The following is a 19,873-nucleotide window of genomic DNA, read 5'->3' on the forward strand; positions in this document are numbered from 1 at the left end:
GCCCGCCCCGCCCCGCCCGACCCCGCCCCGGGGACGGCGCGCACCAGCGTCGTGGCGTGCGGGGTGCCGCCCGTGTTCGCCCACGGGCTGACCGCCGCCGTCGCGCAGCACGGCATGGACGGCGCGTGCGTGCGCGACCTCGCCGAGGTGCGCGCCCACCTCGACGCCCTGCAGGACGAGGCGGAGGAGTCCGGCGCCGCCCGCCGGCGCGACGGGCGGGCGGGGGTGGTCGTCGTCACGCCCCTGGCGGCCGCGCGCGAGACCGCGCTGCTGCTGGCCGGCCGCTCCGGACCGGCGGTCGCGCTGACCGTCCTGCTCGACGACTCCGAGCCCGCCAGCTACGTGGCCGGCCTGCGCGCCGGGGCCCGCGGCGTCGTGCCCGCCGGCGCGCCGCTGTCCACGCTCGTGGCGGTGCTCTCGGCCGCCGCGCGCGGCTTCACCGTGCTGCCGCCGGCGGTCGCCCGGGGCCTGTGCGTGCCGCTGGCGCGCACCACCCCCTGCGAGGTGCCGTCCGAGGAGCGCGGCTGGCTGCGCCAGCTCGCCCGCGGGGTGTCCGTGGCCGAGCTGGCCGTGCGCACCTCCTACTCCGAGCGGGAGATGTACCGCCTGCTCAACCGCGCCTACCAGCGCCTCGGCGTGAGCAACCGCACCGAGGCGCTGCTGGCCGCCCAGCGCGCCGGGCTGCTCGCCCCCTGAGGGGGGCGGGCGCCGGTGCGCCGACGACCGCGCGGGCGGGCCGCCGGCCGGCCCGCCCCCGCGGCGGGTCAGCCCGCGGCCAGCAGGCCCCCCGCGGTCCGCAGGTCCTCGGGGGTGCGCACGGGCACCACGCGCACGTCCGGCAGGGCGCGGCGCGCCAGGCCGCTGAGCGCCCCGGCCGGGGGCAGCTCCAGCACGGTCGTGGTGCCCGAGCGGCGCAGGGTCTCGGTGCACAGGTCCCAGCGCACCGGCCGGGCCACCTGCTCCACCAGCCGGCGCAGCACCTCCGCGCCGGAGGGGACCCGCTCGCCGTCCGCGTTGGACAGCAGCGGCAGGCGCGGGTCGCGCGGGTGCACGGCGGCGGCCGCCCCGGCCAGCACCGGCACCGCCGCGGCCATCGCCGGGGTGTGGAAGGCGCCGGCCACCTGCAGGCGCCGCACCACCGCCCCCTGCGGCGGCTGCTCCTCCAGCGCGGCGAGCGCGTGCGCCGCCCCGCCGACCACGAGCTGGCCGGCGCCGTTGTGGTTGGCCGGCACCAGCCCGGCGCGCAGCACCGCCTCGTGCACGGCGCCGGGCTCACCGCCCAGCACCACCGACATGCCCGCCGCCGCGCCCCGGCAGCACGCGGCCATCGCCCGGCCCCGGGCGGCCACCAGGCGCAGCGCGGTCGCGTCGTCCAGCACGCCGGCCAGGGCGGCGGCCGTCCACTCCCCGACGCTGTGGCCGGCCAGCACCGCGGGCGCGCCGTGGCGCAGCAGCTCGCGGCCCACCACCAGGGACGTGGCCACCAGCAGCGGCTGCGCGACCTCGGTGGGCAGGATCTGCTCGGCCGTCCACGTCGTGCCGGCGGCCACCAGGTCCAGCTCGGCGGCCTCGGACAGCTCGCCCAGCAGCTGCTCGACGCCCGGCAGCTCCAGCCACGGCGCGAGCTGGCCGGGGCGCTGGGCGCCCTGGCCCGGGGCGAGCAGGGCGGTGGCGGTGGTGGTGCTCGGCAGCGCGGTCGGCTGCTCGGGGACCTCGATCACGGGACCTCCCGGGTCGCGGGGCGGGGACGCGGCGCGGCGCCTCCCCCGGGACGCTGCTCCCGAGCCGCCGGGGGGTCAAGGACCGCCCCGGGGGGTGACCAGCCGTGCGCCAGTGCCTGGCAGTGACCTGCCGGGGCGCGGGGGCGCCACCGGCGCACCCCGTGCGGGAGGCTGTGGCCCGCGACGACCCGCGGCGGCCGTCCGGCCGTCGCGCAGGGACTGCGCGCCCCGAGCGCGAGGAAGCAGGTGCTCCGTGATCCGCGGCTATGCACGCGGCTGCCCCCCCGCCGGGGCGCCGCCCGCCCCCACCCCCGTCCCGCTCCCCCCGGGGGGTGGGCGCTCGTGAGCGCGCTCACCGTGCGCGCGCCCCTCGTGCTGCTGGCCGAGGTGCCCGAGGTCTACGGGCACGGCCTGGCCCACGCCCTGGGCGCCGCGGGCGTCGAGCGCGTGGTGCGCACCGACGGCGAGGACCTGCCCGCGGAGCTCGCCTCCGCCGGCGGCGCCGAGCAGGTCGTCGTCGTGGTGCCCGAGCCCAGCGCCGAGCGCGTGCGCGCCGTGCTGCGCGCCGCGGCCCCCGCGGCGCGCGTGGCGCTGGTGCACCTGGCGGTCGGCGCCAGCCGCGAGAGCTTCGCCGCCGCCGTCAGCTCCGGGGCGCTGGGCGTGCTCGACCCCGCCGTCGAGCTCGACGCCGCCGTGGAGGTGGTCCTCTCCGCCGCCGCCGGGCGCGTGCTGGTGCCCGAGCACGTCCTGGCGGCGCTGACCGGGCCCGGCGCGCGCACCGACGCGCCCGAGGTCGCCCCCCACGAGCGCGAGTGGCTGCGCATGCTCGGCCAGGGCGGCACCGTCGCCGCCATCGCGCGCTCGGCGGCCTACTCGGAGCGCGAGATGTACCGCCTGCTGGCCAAGTTGTACCGTCGCCTCGGGGCGGAGAGCCGCACCGAGGCGCTCCTGCGTGCTGCCGGCTGGGGCTTGCTCGACGAAGGGGGGCACGGGCCGTGACCAGCGCGCGCACCAGCGAGGAGGCTCCCGCGTCCGCGCCGGCCCTGGTCGACGTCCGCTGGCTGCGCGCCCACCGCTCCGACGTGGTCGTCGCCCAGGTCGACGACGACGCCGCCGCCTACCACTCGGGCCACCTGCCGGGCTCGCTGCCGCTGTCCACCTGGGACGACCTGCACGAGCGCGTGCGGCGCGGGCCGGTCTCCCAGCGCAACTTCGAGCGGCTGATGTCCGGCCTGGGCGTCTCGGCGGACGACCACGTCGTGGTGTGCTCCTCCAGCGACCCCAGCCACGCGGCGTTCGCCTTCTGGGTCATGCGCCTGTACGGGCACCGCCGGCTGAGCCTGCTCGACGGCGGCCTGCCGGCGTGGGTCGCCGCCGGCGGCGAGCTCGACGACTCCGGCGTGGTCGTGGCCACCGCCGACTACCGCAGCCCCGGGCGCGACGAGTCCGTGATCGTCGGTCGCGACGAGCTGCTGTCGCGCTACGTGGGCGCCCCCGACCCGGTGCTCATCTTCGACTGCCGCACCGAGGGCGAGTTCGAGGGCCTGGTCCAGCACCAGCTCGACGTCGCCGCCGAGCGCCACCGGGTGCCCGGGCACATCCCCGGCTCGCGCAACCTGCCCTCGCACCTGGTGCTCGACGGGCACCGCTTCGCCCCGCGCGAGCGGCTGCTGCGCCTGTTCTCCGACCGCGGCCTGACCCCGCGCTCGGACGCCGTCGTGTACTGCCGCGTCGCCGACCGCAGCTCGATGCTGTGGTTCACGCTGGCCGAGATCGTCGGGCACCCGCGGGTGCGCCACTACGTCGGGGGCTGGGCCGAGTACGGCAGCCTCATCGACGTGCCCGTCGAGCTCGACTGACCCGCGCGCCGGCCCGCGCGCCGGCCCTGCGCAGCTCCTCCAGGCCCCGCTCCGGGCCCGTGCCGGACCCTGCTCCGGCCCTGTTCCGGACCGTGCTCCGGCCCAGTTCCGGACCGTGTTCCGGCTCCGCGCCGGCCCCTGCGCCGGCCCCTGGACCCGCGCCGGCGGCAGGGTGCTGGCAGGTCCCCGTTCCCGCGGTGGCACGGTCCTGACACGCACCAGCGGAACCCGCCGGGCGCGTTGACGGTCCGTAGCGCCGGCCGTCACGCTCGTCACAGCCGTTACCCAGCGGAACGTGCCGGCCGCCGGGTCCCCGGACCCGCCGGACGGCACCTCGCCCGTGCGCCCGCAGGCGCGCGGGCAGCACCCGCGAGAACCCCGCGCACGCCACGAACGTCACGCACGCCACCGACGCACGCCACCGGCGTGCGGCACCCGACGCCCGGCACCGATGCACCGCCGGAGACCCGCGAGGACCGGTCCGCCGGCCGTCCCGCCCGTGCTCCGGCCAGTTCCGAGGAGAACCCATGACCGACACCGCCGACACCCAGGCGACCGCCCGCGTCGACCGCACGACCGCCCGCAACATCATCGTGGCGAAGATCGCCCCCGGTGCGGAGGCGGAGGTGGCGCGCATCTTCGGCGAGTCCGACGCGACCGACCTGCCGCACGCCCTGGGCGTGACCGAGCGCAGCCTCTACAGCCTGGGCGACCTGTACGTGCACCTGGTCGAGTTCGACCGCAGCGCGGCCGAGGTCATGGAGATCGCCGCCCGCCAGCCCGGTTTCGGCGAGATCAGCCGCAAGCTCGACCCGTTCATCTCGCCCTACCTGTCGACGTGGAGGGGGCCGCAGGACGCCTCGGCGAAGCGGTTCTACACCTGGCGCCCCGGCAGCTGACCCGAGCCGCGCGGAACCAGCAGGACCGCAGCACGTGAAGACCCAGGCGCAGCGACCAGGAGGAAGCAGATGACCACCACCACGTCCCCGCCCGCCACCGGAGCCGAGTGGGTCAAGTGCTCCGGGTGCGCGAGGCCCCTGTACAGCCGCCGGCTCGCGCGCGACCTGCACGTGTGCCACGAGTGCGGGCACCACCAGCGCCTGACCGCGCGGGCGCGCATCGCCCAGCTCGTCGACGAGGGCAGCTTCGAGGAGTTCGCCCCGGTCGACGTCCCGCACGACCCGCTGGGTTTCACCGACACCACGCCCTACCCGGACCGGCTCGAGCGCGCCCGCCGCGACACCGGTGAGCACGAGGGCACCGTCTCGGGGACCGCGGCGCTGGAGGGCAACCCGCTCGTCCTGCTCGTCATGGACTTCCGGTTCATGGGCGGCAGCATGGGCTCGGCCACCGGCGAGGCCGTCGCCGCCGCCGCCGAGGAGGCCGTCTCGCGCAGGCTGCCCCTGGTGCTGGTCACCGCCTCCGGCGGGGCCCGCATGCAGGAGGGCGCGCTGTCGCTGCTGCAGATGGCGCGGACCAGCCAGGCGCTGGCCCTGGTCGCCGAGGCCGGGCTGCTGTCGGTGTGCGTGCTGACCGACCCGACCTACGGCGGCGTCACCGCCTCCTTCGCCTCGCTGGGCCAGGTGCTCGTGGCCGAGTCCGGCGCCTCGGTCGGTTTCGCCGGCCGCCGCGTCATCCAGCAGACGGTGCCGCAGGAGCTGCCCGAGCAGTTCCAGAAGGCCGAGTACCTGCTCGAGCACGGGCTGGTGGACCGGGTGGAGAGCCGCGAGCGGCTGCGCCCGCTGCTGGCGAAGCTGCTGAAGCTGCACCGCCCCGCGGCGCCGGCCGGCGGAATCCCCGCCCCGCGCCGCTCGGGGACGACCACCTCGGCGGTGGTGGCGCCGAGCGCCGGCGGTGCGGCGCCGGACGCCTGGGACGTCGTGCGCGCCGCGCGCCACCCCGAGCGCCCGACCACGCTGGACTACCTCGACCTCGCCTTCGACGACTTCGTCGAGCTGCACGGCGACCGCGCCCACGGCGACGACCCGGCGATCGTCGCCGGCGTCGCGTCCCTGGCCGGCCGCCCGGTCGTGGTCGTGGGCCACCAGAAGGGGCACGACACCCGCGAGCTGGTGGCGCGCAACTTCGGGATGCCGCACCCGGAGGGCTACCGCAAGGCGATGCGCCTGTTCGCGCACGCCGAGCGCACCGGGATGCCGCTGGTGACGCTGGTGGACACCCCCGGCGCGTACCCCGGCGTGGCCGCCGAGGAGCGCGGGCAGTCCATCGCGATCGCCGAGGCCATCGCCCGCTCCAGCCGGCTGCGGGTGCCGGTGGTCAGCGTCGTCACCGGCGAGGGCGGCAGCGGCGGGGCGCTGGCGCTGGCCACCGGCGACCGGATGCTGCTGATGCGCAACGCCTTCTTCTCGGTCATCAGCCCCGAGGGGTGCGCGGCGATCCTGTGGCGCGACGCGCAGGCGGCCCCGCAGGCGGCGCGCGCGCTGCGCGTGACGGCCGCGGACCTGGTGGGCCTGGGCGTCGCCGACGGCGTGGTGCCCGAGCCGGAGGGCGGGGCGCACGCGGACCCCGAGGCGGCCGCGGGGCTGCTCGGCAGCTCGGTGGCCGAGGCGCTGGACGAGCTGTGCGCGTTGGACGTGGACGAGTTGCTGCGGAGGCGCAGCGCCCGCTTGCGCGGGATGGGTTCGGGGAGGGGTGTGGCGTGAGCACGCAGGGGACCGGGGGGACGGCCGAGGGGCAGCCCGACGCGCTGTCGGAGCTGACCGAGAAGGCGGTGTCGCTGTCGCAGTCGCTGAAGGGCCCGCTGAAGCGGATCGCCCTCTCGCGCGGTGAGATCACCGTCGAGGTCGACTGGCAGGAGGCGCCCACCACCGTGGTGGCCGCGCCCGGGACGGCGGTGGCGGCGACCACCTCGGTGGTCCTGCCCGACACCACCGCGGCCGCGGAGGCCGAGGCGGCCGCCGGCGGGCACAGCGTGCGCGCGCCCCTGGTGGGCACCTTCTACGCCGCGCCCTCGCCGGACGAGGCGCCCTTCGTCTCGCCCGGCGACACCGTCACCGTGGGGCAGACCCTCGGGATCATCGAGGCGATGAAGCTGATGAACTCCATCGTCTCCGACGTCGCCGGCCGCGTGGTCGAGGTGCTCGTGGAGAACGGGACCCCCGTGGAGTTCGACCAGCCGCTGGTGCTCATCGAGCCGGTCGGGGCCGAGGTCCCCGACGCCGTGAAGGTGGGGTGAGGCGGTGTTCTCCAAGGTCCTCATCGCCAACCGCGGCGAGATCGCCCTGCGCGTGGCGCGGGCCTGCCGGAGCCTGGGCATCGGCGTGGTGGCGGTGTACTCCACCGCCGACCGCGACTCGCCCCTGGTGCGCACGGCCGACCAGGCCGTGCACATCGGCCCGGCGCCGGCCCGGTTCAGCTACCTGAACATCCCCAACGTCATCGAGGCGGCGCTGCAGACCGGCGCCGACGCGATCCACCCCGGGTACGGGTTCCTCTCCGAGGACCCGGACTTCGCCGAGGTGTGCGCCGACAACGGCATCACGTTCATCGGCCCGCGCCCGGAGGTCATGGCGGTGCTGGGCAACAAGGCCAGCGCCCGCTCGCAGATGGCGGCCGCCGGCCTGCCGCTGCTGCCGGGCGTGGTCGAGCCGGTCGCCACCGCCGACGAGGGCGCCGCCATCGCCGACGACATCGGCTACCCGGTGGTCATCAAGGCCGCCGCCGGCGGCGGCGGCCGCGGGATCACCGTGGTGCGCGACCCCGCGCAGTTCCGCCAGGCCTACGCCGCCACCCGGCGCACCGCGCACACGGTGTTCCGCGACAGCACCGTGTACGTCGAGCGCTACCTGGACCGCGCCCGCCACATCGAGGTCCAGGTGCTGCTGGACGAGCACGGCAACGGCGTGCACCTGGGCGAGCGCGACTGCTCGGTGCAGCGCCGCCACCAGAAGCTGGTGGAGGAGGCCCCCGCCGCGGGCCTGAGCCCGCAGCAGCGCGAGGAGATCGGCGCCGCCGCGGTGCGCGGGGCCAAGGCCGTCGGGTACACCGGTGCCGGCACCTTCGAGTTCCTCCTCGACGACCGCGGCAACTTCTCCTTCATGGAGGTCAACTGCCGCATCCAGGTCGAGCACCCGGTCACCGAGGCCGTCACCGGTCTGGACCTGGTGCGCGAGCAGATCCTCGTCGCCGCCGGCGAACCCCTCGGCTTCAAGCAGGAGGACGTCCGCCTGGAGGGCGCGGCCGTGGAGTGCCGCATCAACGCGGAGGACCCCTCGCGCGGGTACGCGCCGGCGCCGGGCCTGCTGGACGTCTTCGACCTGCCGGGCGGCCCCGGCATCCGCGTGGACACCGCCTGCACCGCGGGCTCGCGCGTCAGCGCCCACTACGACTCCCTGATCGCCAAGCTGATCGCCTGGGGACCGGACCGGGAGCAGGCCCTGGCCCGCATGCGCACCGCGCTCGCCGAGCTGCGCGTCGAGGGCCGGGGCGTCGTCACCACCCGCGACCTGCACCTGCAGGTCCTGTCCGACCCGGTCTTCCGGGCCGGCGAGCACCACACCGGCTTCCTCGACGGCGCCACCGCGCTCAGCGCGTGACGCCCCTCACGACCCACCCGCAGCAGGACCTGACGAGGAGACACCCGTGACCGTCCAGAACAGCACCTTCACCCTCGACGACCTGATGGACCTGCTGGTCGCCAAGGTCGGTCTGCCGGCCGCCGCGCGCACCGACGACCCCAGCACCTCCTTCCTGGACCTGGGCCTGGACTCGCTCGCCTTCCTGCAGCTGCAGACCGAGCTGCAGCAGGCGTTCGGGCTGCCCGTCGACGAGGAGGCCCACGCCGAGGACCACACCCTCGGCGACATCGTCGCGATGGTGAACCAGGCCGGGGCCGGCGCGTGAGCGCGACCACCCCCGACGCGGCCCGCTCGGCCACGCCCGGCCACGTCGACAACTCGATCCTCATCGACGCGCCGATGGACCTGGTCTGGGACATGACCAACGACGTCGCGAACTGGCCGGACCTGTTCACCGAGTACGCCAAGGCCGAGGTCCTGTCCGTCGAGGACGGGAAGATCACCTTCCGGCTGTCGATGCACCCGGACGAGAACGGCACGGTGTGGTCCTGGGTGTCCGAGCGCACGCCGGACCCCGTCACCCGCACCGTGGTGGCGCGGCGCACGGAGCCCGGCCCGTTCGAGTTCATGGACATCCGCTGGAGCTACGAGCAGCGACCCGACGGCGTGCTCATGCGCTGGGTGCAGGACTTCGCGATGCGCCCGCAGGCCCCCGTCGACACGCCCACCATGACCGACCGCATGAACGCCAACACGCTCGTCCAGATGGACGTCATCCGGGGGAAGGTCGAGGCCGCGGCCCGCGCCGCCGCCCCCGCCGAGCAGGGGAGCCACGCATGACCACCGAGGTCCGCACCGAGACGACGCGCGACGGGCACCCCGTCGTGGGCGCGCCCGACCCGGTGCGCCTGCACCAGGCGCAGGCGCCCAAGCCCTCCGACATCAAGACCGTCAGCGCCGCGGAGGTACCGGCCAACCGCCGGCGCGGCGGCGACGTGCGCACCGTGCTGGCGCCGTCGACGGCCGGCTCGACCACCGGCTTCATGGGCACCGTCACCCTGCAGCCGGGCGAGGTCGTCACCGAGCACTGGCACCCGTACTCCGAGGAGTTCCTCCTCGTCATCAACGGCGAGCTGGGCGTGCGCCTGGACGGCGAGCTGCGCACGCTGCGCGCCCAGGAGGGCGTGTGCGTGCCGATCGGCGTGCGCCACAAGCTGATCAACGACTCCGACCAGCCGGCCACCGCCGTGTTCACCTTGGCGCCGCTGGCGCCGCAGCCGCGCCTGGGCCACGTGGACACCGAGGAGCTGCCCCCGCTGCCCGGAGCGACCCCGTGACCGGCCGGCGGCGCGTCGCCGTCACCGGCGTGGGCGTGGTCGCCCCCGGCGGCCCCACCCGCGAGTCCTTCTGGCAGCTGCTCGTGGACGGGCGCACCGCGACCCGCCCGATCAGCTTCTTCGACGCCTCGAAGTTCCGCTCCCGCATCGCCGCCGAGGTCGACATCGACTTCAGCGCCCGCGGGCTGACCACCAAGGAGCTGGCGCGCACCGACCGGTTCGTGCGCTTCGCGATGGTGGCCGCCGACGAGGCGGTCGCCGACTCCGGCCTGGACCTGACCTCGGGCACCGGCGTGGACCACGACCGCCTGGCCGTCAGCCTGGGCAGCGCCGTGGGCGCCACGATGCGCCTGGAGGACGAGTACGTCCAGGTCAGCGACTCCGGTCGCGACTGGGTCGTCGACCCCGCCTACGGCTCCCGGTTCCTGGACCGGGCGCTGGTGCCCAGCAGCGGCGCCTCCGAGGTGGCCGCCCGCTTCCACGCGCACGGCCCGGCCTCGCTCATGTCGACCGGCTGCACCTCCGGGCTGGACGCGGTGGGCTACGGCTTCCAGCTCATCGAGGACGGTGACGCCGACGTCGTCATCGCCGGTGCCAGCGACGCGCCGATCTCGCCGATCTCGGTGGCCTGCTTCGACGCCATCCGCGCCACCTCCTCGCGCAACGACGAGGCCGCCACGGCCTCGCGCCCCTTCGACGCCACCCGCGACGGGTTCGTCATGGGCGAGGGCGGCGCGGTGCTGATCCTCGAGGAGCTCGAGCACGCCCGCGCCCGCGGCGCGCACGTCTACTGCGAGGTCAGCGGTTTCGCGAACCGCTGCAACGCCTTCCACATGACCGGTCTGCGCCCGGACGGCACCGAGATGAGCCGGGCCATCGACGCGGCCCTCGCCCAGGCGCGGGTCGACCCGAGCGCGGTCGACTACGTCAACGCGCACGGCTCGGGCACCAAGCAGAACGACCGGCACGAGACCGCGGCGGTCAAGCGCAGCCTCGGCCAGCGCGCCTACGAGATCCCCATGACGTCGATCAAGTCGATGGTGGGGCACTCGCTGGGCGCCATCGGCTCCATCGAGCTGGCGGCCTGCGCCCTGGCCATGGAGTTCGGGGTCGTCCCGCCGACCGCGAACCTGGAGAACCCCGACCCCGAGTGCGACCTGGACTACGTGCCCAAGACGGCGCGCGACCAGCGCATCGACGTGGCGGTGTCCGTCGGCAGCGGCTTCGGCGGCTTCCAGTCGGCCGTCGCCCTGACCGCTCCCGGGAGGTCCGCGTGACGCGCACGGTGGTGACCGGGCTGGGCGTGATCGCGCCCAGCGGCATCGGCGTCGAGGAGCACTGGGCCGCGGTGCGGGCCAACGAGCTGCTCGTGCGCCCCCTGGACGCGTTCGACCCCTCCTCCTACGGCGTCTCGCTGGCCGGGCAGGTCAGCGGCTTCGTCCCCGAGGAGCACGTCGAGCCCCGCCTGATGGTCCAGACGGACCGCTGGACCTGGATGTCGCTGGCGGCGACGAGCATGGCCCTGGCCGACGCCGCCTACGACCCGGCCGCGCGCGACCCGTACGACACGTCCGTGGCCCTGGCCGCCTCCTCGGGCGGCAACGAGTTCGGCCAGCGGGAGATGACGGGCCTCTACGGGCGCGGCCCGCAGGCCGTGACCGCCTACCAGTCGATCGCGTGGTTCTACGCGGCCAGCACCGGGCAGGCCTCCATCAAGAACGGCACCAAGGGGCCGGCCAGCGTGCTGGTCACCGAGGGAGCCGGCGGCCTGGACAGCCTCGGGCACGCCCGGCGCGTCGTGCGCCGCGGCACCCCCACGGTGCTGGCCGGCGGCACCGAGGCGTCGCTGTCGCCGTACGCGCTGGCCTGCCAGTCCGTCGGCGGGCGCCTGTCCCCGGCACGCGACCCGCGCGCCGCCTACAAGCCGTTCGACGCGGCCACCACCGGGCAGGTCCTCGGCGAGGGCGGCGCGGTGCTCGTCGTGGAGGACGCCGAGCAGGCCGCCGAGCGCGGCGCCCCGCAGGTGTACGGCGAGATCGCCGGCTACGCCGCCACCCACGACGCCTCCTCGCCCTCGGACCCGCTCAGCGACCCCGTCCAGTACGCGCGCGCCATGCGCCGGGCGATGGACGACGCCGGCGTGGGCCCGGACGACGTGGACTTCGTGCTCGCGGACGCCGCCGGCGTTCCCGAGCTGGACACCGCGGAGGCCGAGGCGCTGCGCACCGCGTTCGCCGGCCGGCGCTCCCCGGTGCCGGTCTCGGCGCCGCAGGGCCTGGTGGGCCGCCTCAGCGTCGGCGGCTCGGCGCTGGCGGTGGCGACGGCCCTGCTGTCCATCCGCGACGGCGTCGTGCCGGCGGTGGGCAACCTCGAGACCCCGTCCGCCGCCGCGCACGGCCTGGACCTGGTCACCGCCCCGCGCGAGACCCCGGTCTCCACCGTGCTCGTCGTCGCCCGCGGGCTCGGCGGCTTCAACAGCGCCGTGGTGCTGCGGCGCCACGAGGGGGCCGGCGCGTGAGCGGGCCCGGTGCGCCGGCTGCGGGCGGGCCGGTGCGCACGATGCTGCGCATGCGGGCCCGCCCCGGCTGCGAGGAGCAGTTCGTCGCCGCCTGGCGGGCGGCCGCGGCCGAGATCAGCCGCGTGCCGGGCAACCTGCGCCAGGAGCTGATGCGCAGCGAGACCGAGGAGCGCTGGTTCGCCATCGCCAGCGACTGGACCGACCGCGAGGCCGCCACCGCCTTCGGGCGCAGCAGCGCCCGGGAGAACCTCACCGAGTCCCTGCGCGACCTGCGCGAGGACGCCGCCCGGGAGGTGTTCACCGTGCTCGACCAGGTGGAGGGGCGGGCCGCCGGCGGGGACGCCGCCGGGGCCGGCGACGCCTCCGCGCAGACCCCCGCCGAGGACCCCGCGGCCGCGCCCGCGCAGGCCGCGGCCACCGCGAGCACCGCGAGCACCGCCCCGGTCGTGACCGGGGCGGTGCGGGTGGACATCTCCACCTCCGTCAAGCCCGGCGAGGAGGAGGCGTTCGAGCGCGCCTACCTCGTCGTCGCCGGCCGCGTCGGCGGCAAGGGCGGGCACCTGCGCGAGGAGCTGCTGCACGACCCCGAGACCGGCCGCTACCACCTCTTCGCGGAGTGGGAGTCGGCCGAGGGGTTCCGCCAGTGGGTCGAGGACCCCGCGCACCTGGCGGACTCCGCGTCCCTGGCGCGCTGGCTCTCCGTCGACTTCCAGCGCACCGTCTACGAGCTGCGCCGGCGCCCCGCCGTGGGCGCCGGCGACCCGCACCGCTGGGACCTGCAGCCCGGCGCGGTGCGCGTGGACATCTCCACCTCCGTCGCCCCCGGCGAGGAGGAGGCGTTCGAGCGCGCCTACGCGCTCGTGGCCGAGCGCGTCGGCGGCAAGGGCGGGCACCTGCGCGAGGAGCTGCTGCGCGACCCGGAGACCGGCCGCTTCCACATCGTGGCCGAGTGGGCCGACGAGCAGCGCTTCCGGCAGTGGGTCGAGGACCCCGCGCACCTGGCCGACTCCGGCCCCCTGGCGCGCTGGCTCTCGGTCGACTTCCAGCGCCGCATCCTGCCGATCAGGCAGCGACCCGCCGTGGGCGCGGCCGGGTCGGGGGAGTCGACCCCCGCCGCCCCCGCCGCCCCCGCCGCCCCCGCCGCCCCCGCCGCGAGCACCGCGACGGGCACCGCGGCCACCGCGCCCGCGGCCCTGCTGAGCACCGAACCCACCCCGGTGCAGCAGCCGGTCCCCGCACCGGCGGCCGTGGTGCGCGAGACCGTCCCGGCGCCCTCGCACGTGGCGGTGCCCACCGCGGGGCGCGACGCGTCGGGGCCGGAGGTCCTCGTCGTGGGCGCCGGTCCGGCCGGCATGACCCACGCCCTCGAGCTCGCCCGGCGCGGGGTGCACGTGCGCCTGGTCGACAAGCGCGCCGAGGCCTCCACCCAGGCCGACAAGGCCATCGGCATCCACTGCCGCACCATGGAGATCTGGGAGCGCCAGGGCATCGTGGCGCAGGCCATCGACGCGGGCGTCTGGCTGCACGGGCAGACGGTCTTCGTCAACGGCGTGCAGACCCACCAGACGGACTGGTCCGACCTGGAGGAGCTGCCGTACGCCCACCTGGGCCTGCCGCAGTACGAGACCGAGCGGCTGCTCACCGGGGCGCTGGAGGCCGCCGGCGTGCGCGTCGAGCGCGGCCTGGAGCTGCTGACGTTCGCGCAGGACGCCGACGGCGTCACGTGCGTGCTCGGCTCCGAGCACGGCGAGGAGGTCGTGCGCACGCAGTACCTCGTCGGCTGCGACGGCGCCCACAGCGCCGTGCGCTCGGGCCTGGGGCTGACGTTCGAGGGCGGGCTGTCGATGTTCCCGCAGCTGTTCATGCTCGGCGACGTCGACCTGGACTGGGACATGCCCTCGGGCCACCTGCTGCGCTTCGTGCGCATCGAGGAGGACGGCGACTTCACCGGCATGCTCGTGTGCGTGCCGCTGAAGGGGCGCAACCGCTACCGCGTGGCCACCATGGCCCCGCAGCGATTCGTCGAGGCCGTCGGCACCGGCGTCGTGCCGGCCGGGTTCTGGCAGGAGTACGACCCGCCGGGCCTGGCCGACATCCAGGAGGTCGTCGACGAGCTCGCCCCGGCGGGCACCACGGCGAGCAACCTGCGCTGGTCGTCCATCTTCCGCATCAAGCACGGCATCGTGGACCGCTACCGCGACGGGCGGATCTTCGTGGCCGGAGACGCCGCGCACCTGCACCCGCCGGCCGGCGGGCAGGGGATGAACACCGGCATCCAGGACGCCTGGAACCTCGGGTGGAAGCTGGCGCTGGCGGTGCGGGGCCTGGCCTCCGACGGGCTGCTCGACAGCTACGAGGCGGAGCGGCGCCCGGCCGGGCGCGCCATCGTCGACCGCGCCGTGAGCATGGCGTTCACCGACGAGATCGACATGGACGACGCCAAGGCGCAGTTCCTGCTCGAGATGCAGATGACGATGAACTACGCCGGCAGCCCGCTGGTCGGCGAGTCCGTCGCCGGGGAGCTCTCCGGCCCCGAACCCGGGCACCGCGCCCCGGACGTCACCGGCCTGCGCCGGTTCGGCGTCGCCCACGAGGAGCGGCTGTTCGACCTGCTGCGCTCGACGCGCTCGGCGCTGCTGCTGTACGCCGACGCCTCGGTCGACGAGGAGGGTTTCCTGCAGCTGGAGAAGCTCGGCGACGCCGCGCGCACCGCGGCCGCCGGCGAGCTCGACGTCCACCTGCTCGTCAGCCCCGACGCCGTCGTGCCGACGGGCCTGGCGCACGCCGTGCACCGCGACGCGCGCGGCGCCTACCGGGACGCCTACGGCGTGAGCGGCGCGGCCGCCCACGTGGTGCGCCCCGACGGCCACGTCGGTTTCCGCTCCGCGCCCGCCTCGCTGCCGGCGGTCCTGGAGCACCTCGCGCTGGTCTTCGCCTGAGACCGGTGCACGACCGACGCCACGACGAGGTGGTGCAGGACGACGGGTGCGCCACCCCCCTCGCGGGGGTGGCGCACCCGTCGCCGTCCCCGGCCGGGCCGGCGCCCGGACGCCCGATGCTGCTGCGCGCCCTCCTGCCGCCGGGCGCGCGGGCGGTGGAGGTCGACGGGGACGTCGAGGCGGCGGGGGAGGGCGCGGCGCCGGTGGAGCTGGCGGCGGTGGCCGCCGCGCGCCCGGAGCGCCGGGCGGAGTTCCTCACCGGCCGCTGGTGCGCCCGCGAGGCGCTGCGCGCCCTCGGCCTGCCCGCCGCGCCGGTGCCGCCGGGGGTGCGCCGCGCCCCCGTGTGGCCGGCCGGCGTGGTCGGCAGCATCACCCACTGCGCCGGCTACCGGGCGGCCGTGGTGGCGCACCGGCGCGACGTCGTGGCCCTGGGCGTGGACGCCACCCCCCACGAGCCGCTGCCCGAGCGCGTCCTGGCGGCCGTGGCGGACCCGGACGAGCGCGAGCACCTGGCCGAGCTGGCGCCGCTGCTGCCCGGGGTGCACGCCGACCGGGCCCTGTTCAGCGCCAAGGAGTCGCTGATCAAGGCGTGGTCCGCCCTCGACCCGGACTGGGCGGGGTTCTCCGCGTTCCGGGTGCGGCTGGACGCGCAGGGCGCCTTCAGCGCGCACGGCCCGCGCGGGGCGCTGCTGGCCGGCCGCTGGGGCGTGGCCGCCGGGCTGCTGGGCACGGCGGTCGTCGTGCCGGCGGTGCCCGCCGTGCCCGCGGCGCGCACCCGTCCCGCCCGGGTGAGCGCTCCCCCTCGCGGGTGAACGACTCGTCACGCACGGTTTCGGAGAACCGCTTGCGCACGCCTCGAACGGGGGAGAACACTCGTCCACGGATCGCCGTACCGGGGGGTACGAGGCGACCGGTCGACGATCTCCGGGGGTTGCTGTGAAGCGGACGACGCGTGTTCTGGGCGCGGTGGCGGCGGGTTCCGCGCTGGTGCTGGGCGGTGGGGCGGTGGCGCAGGCGGCGCCGTCCCCCGAACCGCTGGTGACGTACAGCGGGCGGACCAGCACCTGCCCGACCGAGGTGAGCGCCGAGCACCCGCTGTGCCGGGTCGCCTCCTTCGGCACCCGCTACGAGGAGGGGCGCAGCGTCGTGTTCGTGGAGCTGACGACCGAGGCGCACGACCCGGACCCGAGCGACCGCGACGGCAAGACGTACCTCAGCGACGTGCTGTGCGACGGGCCCGTGTCGGTGCGCCGGCGCGGGAGCACCGCCTCGCTGCGCGCGCGGTTCACGACCTGCGACGTGGCGCTGGGGGACGCCCCCGCGGGCCGGTACTCGTGGACCGCCTCGGTGGACACCGCGGCGGTCAGCGCGCGGACGCGCGTGAACCGCACCACGTACGGGTACAGCCTGTTCGCCGCCGTGGAGCCGGTGCTGTGAACCGCGCCCGCCGGGCGCCCGGTGCTGCCCGGGCGCCCGGCGGGAACGGCGAGCGGCCTCAGTAGCGCAGGCCCGCGCCGATCCGGAACAGCGGCGCGGCGCTGTCCGCCGGCAGGTCGGGGCGCTGCGCCTCCACCGCCGCCATCGACGAGGGCAGCTCGAACGGCAGCCTCCCGCGCGGCTCGGCCGTGCCGCGCACCACCTGGGCCAGCGCCTCGTCGGTGATGCCGAAGTCGGCCAGCAGGGCGTCCGCCTCCGGCAGCAACCGGGTCAGCACCGCCGGGCGGTCCATGTACACCGAGACCACGGTGGGCAGTCGCGCGCTCAGCGCCGCGATCGCGTCGAAGTCCGGCTGCCCGGGTTCGAACGCGAGGTTCCCCTCGTGCTGCATCCGGCCGAAGACGTACTGCGGGTGCAGCGTCTCGTACGGGGTGCCGGTGCGCGCCAGGGCCACGTCCGCCTCCTGCGGGGTGTCGACGACCGTCAGGCCCGCGCTCTCGGCGGCCTCCCGGGACACCCCGTGCAGGTACACCCTGGTGCCCGCCGCCAGCGGCAGCAGGCCCTTCCCGCCCCTGCCGCCCTTCCGGCCCGCCTCGCCCCTGCGGCCCGCCTCGCCCGCCCGGCCCGCCTCGCCGGCGGCCGCGCGCCCGTGCTCGCCCCGGCCCGGGCGGGTCGAGGCGTTGGCCAGCAGCACCGTGGCGTCCTGCTGGGCCCGCGTGGCCGCCGCCTGGAACTCCGCCCTGCCCACCGTGCGCTCCGCCTCGGCGGGGTCGACGTAGGGGTCCTCGAACAGGCCCTGCGCGAACTTCTGCTGCAGCACCCTGGCCACGGAGCGGTCCACGCGCTCCTCGCTCACCAGGCCGTCCGCCACGGCCTGCACGATCGCCGCGGGGTCGTCCGTGCCGCCGAACTGGTCCACGCCGGCGGCGATGCCCTTGGCGAAGCGCTGCACGCGCGTGAGCTGCTCCACGCCCCAGGGCGCGCCGAAACCGACGAAGCTGGGCTGCTGGCCGGGCGGGGCGCCCTCCAGGCAGGCGTCCACGCAGTCCTCGGTGATGCCCCAGTCGCTGAGGACGACGCCCTCGAAGCCGTAGCGCTCGCGGAGCAGGTCGGTGAGCAGCTGCCGGTTGTACCCGGCGGCCACCTGCTCCAGCGGCGCACCGTCCACGGTGGCGCCGCGCACGATCGAGTACGTGGGCATCACGCCGGCCACGTCCGCGTCGAAGGCGCCCTGGAACGCGTCCAGGTGGGTGCGGAAGGCGTCGTCCGAGCCGAAGACCGCGTACTTGCCGTAGGGGTTGTGGCTGTCGAAGCCGTCCTCCGCGGCGCCGTACCCGCCCCAGTGCTTGACCACCGCGAGCACGCTGCGCCCACCGATCCCGCGCCCGCCCTGGAACCCGCGCACGTACTCGCCGGCCATGCGCTCGACCACCGCCGGGTCCTCCCCGAAGGTGCCGTTGATGCGCGACCAGCGCGGTTCGGTGGCCAGGTCCGCCTGCGGGGACAGGGCCGTGGTGATGCCCACCGAGCGGTACTCGCGGCGCGCGACGTCGCCGAAGCGCCGCACCAGGCCGGGGTCGCGGGTGGCGGCCAGGCCCAGCGGTTCGGGCCACTGCGAGAACGAGCCCGCCGGCACGCTCGCGCCGGCCACGGACTGGAAGTGGTTGCGCGGGTCGGTGCTGATCGTCAGCGGGATGCCCAGCCGGCCCTCCGCGGCGATGTCCTGCAGCGCGTTGTTCTGCTCCGCGAGCACCCGCGCCGGGCCGCTGAGGCGGGTCAGCAGGCTGGTCACGCCGCGCTCGAGGACCAGCTGCCGCGCGGCCGGCTCGTCGTAGGCGGGGGTCGCGCCGGGCGGGCCCCACGGCACCGGCGCGGTGCCGTGCACCATCGTCGCCGCCTTCTCCGCGAGGTCCATCTCCGCCACGAGGTCGGCGGCGCGCTGCGCGGGCCGGCGGCGCCAGTCCTCGTAGGGGTCCAGCGCGCCGTCGCGGTCGTGGTCCTTGAAGGTCAGGCCGCCGACGGTCAGCAGGGGTGTCGTGCCGGGATCCAGGTGCGCCTGCCCGCGGGCGCCGGCCGTCGCGGGCTGGACGAGCAGCGAACCGGTCACGAGCGCGGCCACGCCCAGGGCGCGGCTCCGAGACGTCCGAGTGGTCATGCGAGCTCCTCCGACGGGGCGGGGCACCGTCACCCCGCCGACGCCGCCGACGCTAAGCACCCGCCGCGCAGCCGTGCGCGGCTTCGCCGCCACGTGTCAGGGACCCGACTCGGGGACCCGGCGGCTCAGCCGGCCGCGCCGCCCCCGGCGGCCAGCCGCTCCAGCTGCGCGGCCACCTCCTCGGCCCCCGGCATCGCCGCCACCCGCCGGGCCGCCTCGCGGGCCCGCCGCCCCCACCCGGGCGCGCCCAGCAGGTCCGCGGCCGCCCCGTGCACCGCCGCGCTCGTGACCTCCTGCGGCCCCAGGGAGAGACCGCACCCGCTGCCGACGGCGGCGCGCGCGTTGAGGAACTGGTCGTGCGCGCGCTGCGGCAGCACCAGCTGGGGGCGCCCCGCCGCCAGCGCCCCGAGGAAGGTGCCGCTGCCGCCGTGGTGCACCACCGCGTCCACGCGCGGCAGGACGCGGTCGGCCGGGACGAAGGCCACCGGGTGCACGCGCGGGTGCGGCGGGCCCAGCTCGGCGGGGTCCAGGTCCGGTCCCAGCGCGACCAGCACGTCGACGTCCAGCCCGGTCAGCCCCGCCAGCACGGTGCGCAGCGTGGCCGACTCGCGGGTGGAGACGGTGCCCAGGGTCACGTACACCACCGGGCGCGGGCGCGGGTGCGCCCGCAGCAGCTCCGGCAGCGGCAGGCCCGGCTCGCTCCACGCCGCCGGCCGCAGCGCCGCGCTGCGCGGCGCCCGCGCCACCTGCGGCGCCCGCGCCACCTGCGGCGGCTGCGGCACCTCGGGCGGTTGCGGCACCGCGGGCGGCCACACGTCCAGGTGCAGCGCGCCGGCCAGCCCGGGCGGCACCGGGCCGCCCCCCGTAGCGCCCCAGCTGCGCTCCAGCTCGCGGTCGAACTCCTCGCGCATCGGCGGCGGCATCCGCGGGCCGATGCCGTGCCGCACGGCCGGCACCCCCGCGCGCACCGCGGCCAGCGCCGCCCCGGCCGCCATCTCCTCGTACAGCAGCAGCTCGGGGACCAGCGCCTCGAGCACCGGTGCGAGCTCGACGGCCAGCGCGGTGGCCAGGACGCCGGCGAACATGGCCACCGCGAAGCGCCAGCGCTCGCCCGGCGCCAGGCGGCGGAAGTCCACGCCGCTGCGCAGGACCTGCTGCGCGGCCTCCTCGGTGCTCACGCCCAGCGGGTGCGCCTCCCAGCCCTGCCGCTGCAGGCGGTGCGCCGCCCGGTCCCCGGTGGCCAGCACGACGCGGTGCCCGCGCGCGCGCAGCGCCTCGGCGATCGGCATCACCGGGTACAGGTGCCCCAGCGCCGGCAGGGCGGTGATCAGGACGCGCACGGCGGACCCCCGGGTGGCTTGCTGGATCG

The 19,873-nt window shown here is 76.7% G+C and carries 18 protein-coding genes; 15 read left to right on the plus strand and 3 right to left on the minus strand.

Annotated features, from left to right (window positions below; genetic code table 11):
- A partial coding sequence (locus tag ACRYMN_RS11205) for a hypothetical protein (protein ID WP_432494998.1) occupies positions 1–696 on the plus strand: 696 nt, incomplete at its 5' end.
- A gap of 68 nt (positions 697–764) precedes the next feature.
- Here ACRYMN_RS11205 and ACRYMN_RS11210 read toward each other — a convergent pair.
- Entirely contained in the window at positions 765–1,721 is a 957-nt protein-coding gene (locus tag ACRYMN_RS11210; protein WP_432495000.1) for an ACP S-malonyltransferase, read from the minus strand.
- 342 nt (positions 1,722–2,063) lie between these two features.
- Between ACRYMN_RS11210 and ACRYMN_RS11215 the strand changes: the two genes are divergently transcribed.
- The 14 genes from ACRYMN_RS11215 to ACRYMN_RS11280 all read left to right on the plus strand — a co-directional run bounded on the left by ACRYMN_RS11215 (position 2,064) and on the right by ACRYMN_RS11280 (position 16,349).
- The gene (locus ACRYMN_RS11215; protein ID WP_432495002.1) at positions 2,064–2,720 is read left to right on the plus strand and encodes a hypothetical protein; all 657 of its coding nucleotides are present in this window, start codon (positions 2,064–2,066) and stop codon (positions 2,718–2,720) included.
- On the plus strand, positions 2,717–3,580 hold the full coding sequence (locus tag ACRYMN_RS11220) for a sulfurtransferase (RefSeq protein ID WP_432495004.1): 864 nt from the start codon (positions 2,717–2,719) through the stop codon (positions 3,578–3,580). Before ACRYMN_RS11215 ends, ACRYMN_RS11220 begins: the two co-directional genes overlap by 4 nt.
- 527 nt (positions 3,581–4,107) lie before the next feature.
- A complete protein-coding gene (locus tag ACRYMN_RS11225; RefSeq protein WP_432495006.1) occupies positions 4,108–4,479 on the plus strand; it encodes a TcmI family type II polyketide cyclase in 372 nt (123 codons plus the stop codon).
- Between the two features lie 69 nt (positions 4,480–4,548).
- Complete coding sequence (locus ACRYMN_RS11230; RefSeq protein WP_432495008.1) at positions 4,549–6,243, plus strand: acetyl-CoA carboxylase carboxyltransferase subunit alpha; 1,695 nt, start codon at positions 4,549–4,551, stop codon at positions 6,241–6,243.
- Positions 6,240–6,776 (plus strand): acetyl-CoA carboxylase biotin carboxyl carrier protein, encoded by a 537-nt coding sequence (gene accB, locus ACRYMN_RS11235; protein WP_432495010.1) that lies wholly within the window; start codon positions 6,240–6,242, stop codon positions 6,774–6,776. Before ACRYMN_RS11230 ends, accB begins: the two co-directional genes overlap by 4 nt.
- A gap of 4 nt (positions 6,777–6,780) precedes the next feature.
- The gene (locus ACRYMN_RS11240) at positions 6,781–8,136 is read left to right on the plus strand and encodes an acetyl-CoA carboxylase biotin carboxylase subunit (RefSeq protein ID WP_432495012.1); all 1,356 of its coding nucleotides are present in this window, start codon (positions 6,781–6,783) and stop codon (positions 8,134–8,136) included.
- A 46-nt stretch (positions 8,137–8,182) separates the two neighbouring features.
- The gene (locus tag ACRYMN_RS11245) at positions 8,183–8,443 is read left to right on the plus strand and encodes an acyl carrier protein (RefSeq protein ID WP_432495014.1); all 261 of its coding nucleotides are present in this window, start codon (positions 8,183–8,185) and stop codon (positions 8,441–8,443) included.
- A gap of 74 nt (positions 8,444–8,517) precedes the next feature.
- Positions 8,518–8,958, plus strand: a complete 441-nt coding sequence (locus ACRYMN_RS11250; protein WP_432495100.1) for an SRPBCC family protein — start codon at positions 8,518–8,520, stop codon at positions 8,956–8,958.
- Positions 8,955–9,455, plus strand: a complete 501-nt coding sequence (locus tag ACRYMN_RS11255; protein WP_432495016.1) for a cupin domain-containing protein — start codon at positions 8,955–8,957, stop codon at positions 9,453–9,455. The genes ACRYMN_RS11250 and ACRYMN_RS11255 overlap by 4 nt, the downstream gene beginning before the upstream one ends.
- Positions 9,452–10,732 (plus strand): beta-ketoacyl-[acyl-carrier-protein] synthase family protein, encoded by a 1,281-nt coding sequence (locus ACRYMN_RS11260; RefSeq protein ID WP_432495018.1) that lies wholly within the window; start codon positions 9,452–9,454, stop codon positions 10,730–10,732. Before ACRYMN_RS11255 ends, ACRYMN_RS11260 begins: the two co-directional genes overlap by 4 nt.
- The gene (locus ACRYMN_RS11265; protein ID WP_432495020.1) at positions 10,729–11,973 is read left to right on the plus strand and encodes a beta-ketoacyl synthase N-terminal-like domain-containing protein; all 1,245 of its coding nucleotides are present in this window, start codon (positions 10,729–10,731) and stop codon (positions 11,971–11,973) included. Before ACRYMN_RS11260 ends, ACRYMN_RS11265 begins: the two co-directional genes overlap by 4 nt.
- Positions 11,970–14,912: an FAD-dependent monooxygenase gene (locus ACRYMN_RS11270; RefSeq protein WP_432495022.1), complete on the plus strand. Its 2,943-nt coding sequence runs from the start codon at positions 11,970–11,972 to the stop codon at positions 14,910–14,912. The genes ACRYMN_RS11265 and ACRYMN_RS11270 overlap by 4 nt, the downstream gene beginning before the upstream one ends.
- A gap of 5 nt (positions 14,913–14,917) precedes the next feature.
- Positions 14,918–15,724 carry a 4'-phosphopantetheinyl transferase family protein gene (locus ACRYMN_RS11275; protein ID WP_432495024.1) on the plus strand — a complete coding sequence of 269 codons (807 nt, stop codon included), beginning with the start codon at positions 14,918–14,920 and terminating at the stop codon, positions 15,722–15,724.
- Between the two features lie 124 nt (positions 15,725–15,848).
- The gene (locus ACRYMN_RS11280) at positions 15,849–16,349 is read left to right on the plus strand and encodes a hypothetical protein (protein ID WP_432495026.1); all 501 of its coding nucleotides are present in this window, start codon (positions 15,849–15,851) and stop codon (positions 16,347–16,349) included.
- 58 nt (positions 16,350–16,407) lie between these two features.
- On the opposite strand, the gene ACRYMN_RS11285 is transcribed toward ACRYMN_RS11280, so the two are convergent.
- Both ACRYMN_RS11285 and ACRYMN_RS11290 read right to left on the minus strand, forming a co-directional pair.
- Positions 16,408–18,504: a glycoside hydrolase family 3 protein gene (locus ACRYMN_RS11285; protein WP_432495028.1), complete on the minus strand. Its 2,097-nt coding sequence runs from the start codon at positions 18,502–18,504 to the stop codon at positions 16,408–16,410.
- Between the two features lie 125 nt (positions 18,505–18,629).
- Positions 18,630–19,844 carry a glycosyltransferase gene (locus ACRYMN_RS11290; RefSeq protein WP_432495030.1) on the minus strand — a complete coding sequence of 405 codons (1,215 nt, stop codon included), beginning with the start codon at positions 19,842–19,844 and terminating at the stop codon, positions 18,630–18,632.
- Positions 19,845–19,873 lie beyond the last annotated feature (29 nt).

The sequence above is a fragment of the Kineococcus gypseus genome, assembly GCF_050871305.1.
Taxonomy (GTDB): domain Bacteria; phylum Actinomycetota; class Actinomycetes; order Actinomycetales; family Kineococcaceae; genus Kineococcus; species Kineococcus gypseus.

Excerpts from the sequence above, each read along its gene's own strand:
- ACRYMN_RS11225 (WP_432495006.1), top strand. The coding sequence starts at position 4,108 with ATGACCGACACCGCCGACACCCAGGCGACCGCCCGCGTCGACCGCACG.
- ACRYMN_RS11230 (WP_432495008.1), top strand. The coding sequence starts at position 4,549 with ATGACCACCACCACGTCCCCGCCCGCCACCGGAGCCGAGTGGGTCAAG.
- ACRYMN_RS11250 (WP_432495100.1), top strand. The coding sequence starts at position 8,518 with ATGGACCTGGTCTGGGACATGACCAACGACGTCGCGAACTGGCCGGAC.
- ACRYMN_RS11255 (WP_432495016.1), top strand. The coding sequence starts at position 8,955 with ATGACCACCGAGGTCCGCACCGAGACGACGCGCGACGGGCACCCCGTC.
- ACRYMN_RS11285 (WP_432495028.1), bottom strand. The coding sequence starts at position 18,504 with ATGACCACTCGGACGTCTCGGAGCCGCGCCCTGGGCGTGGCCGCGCTC.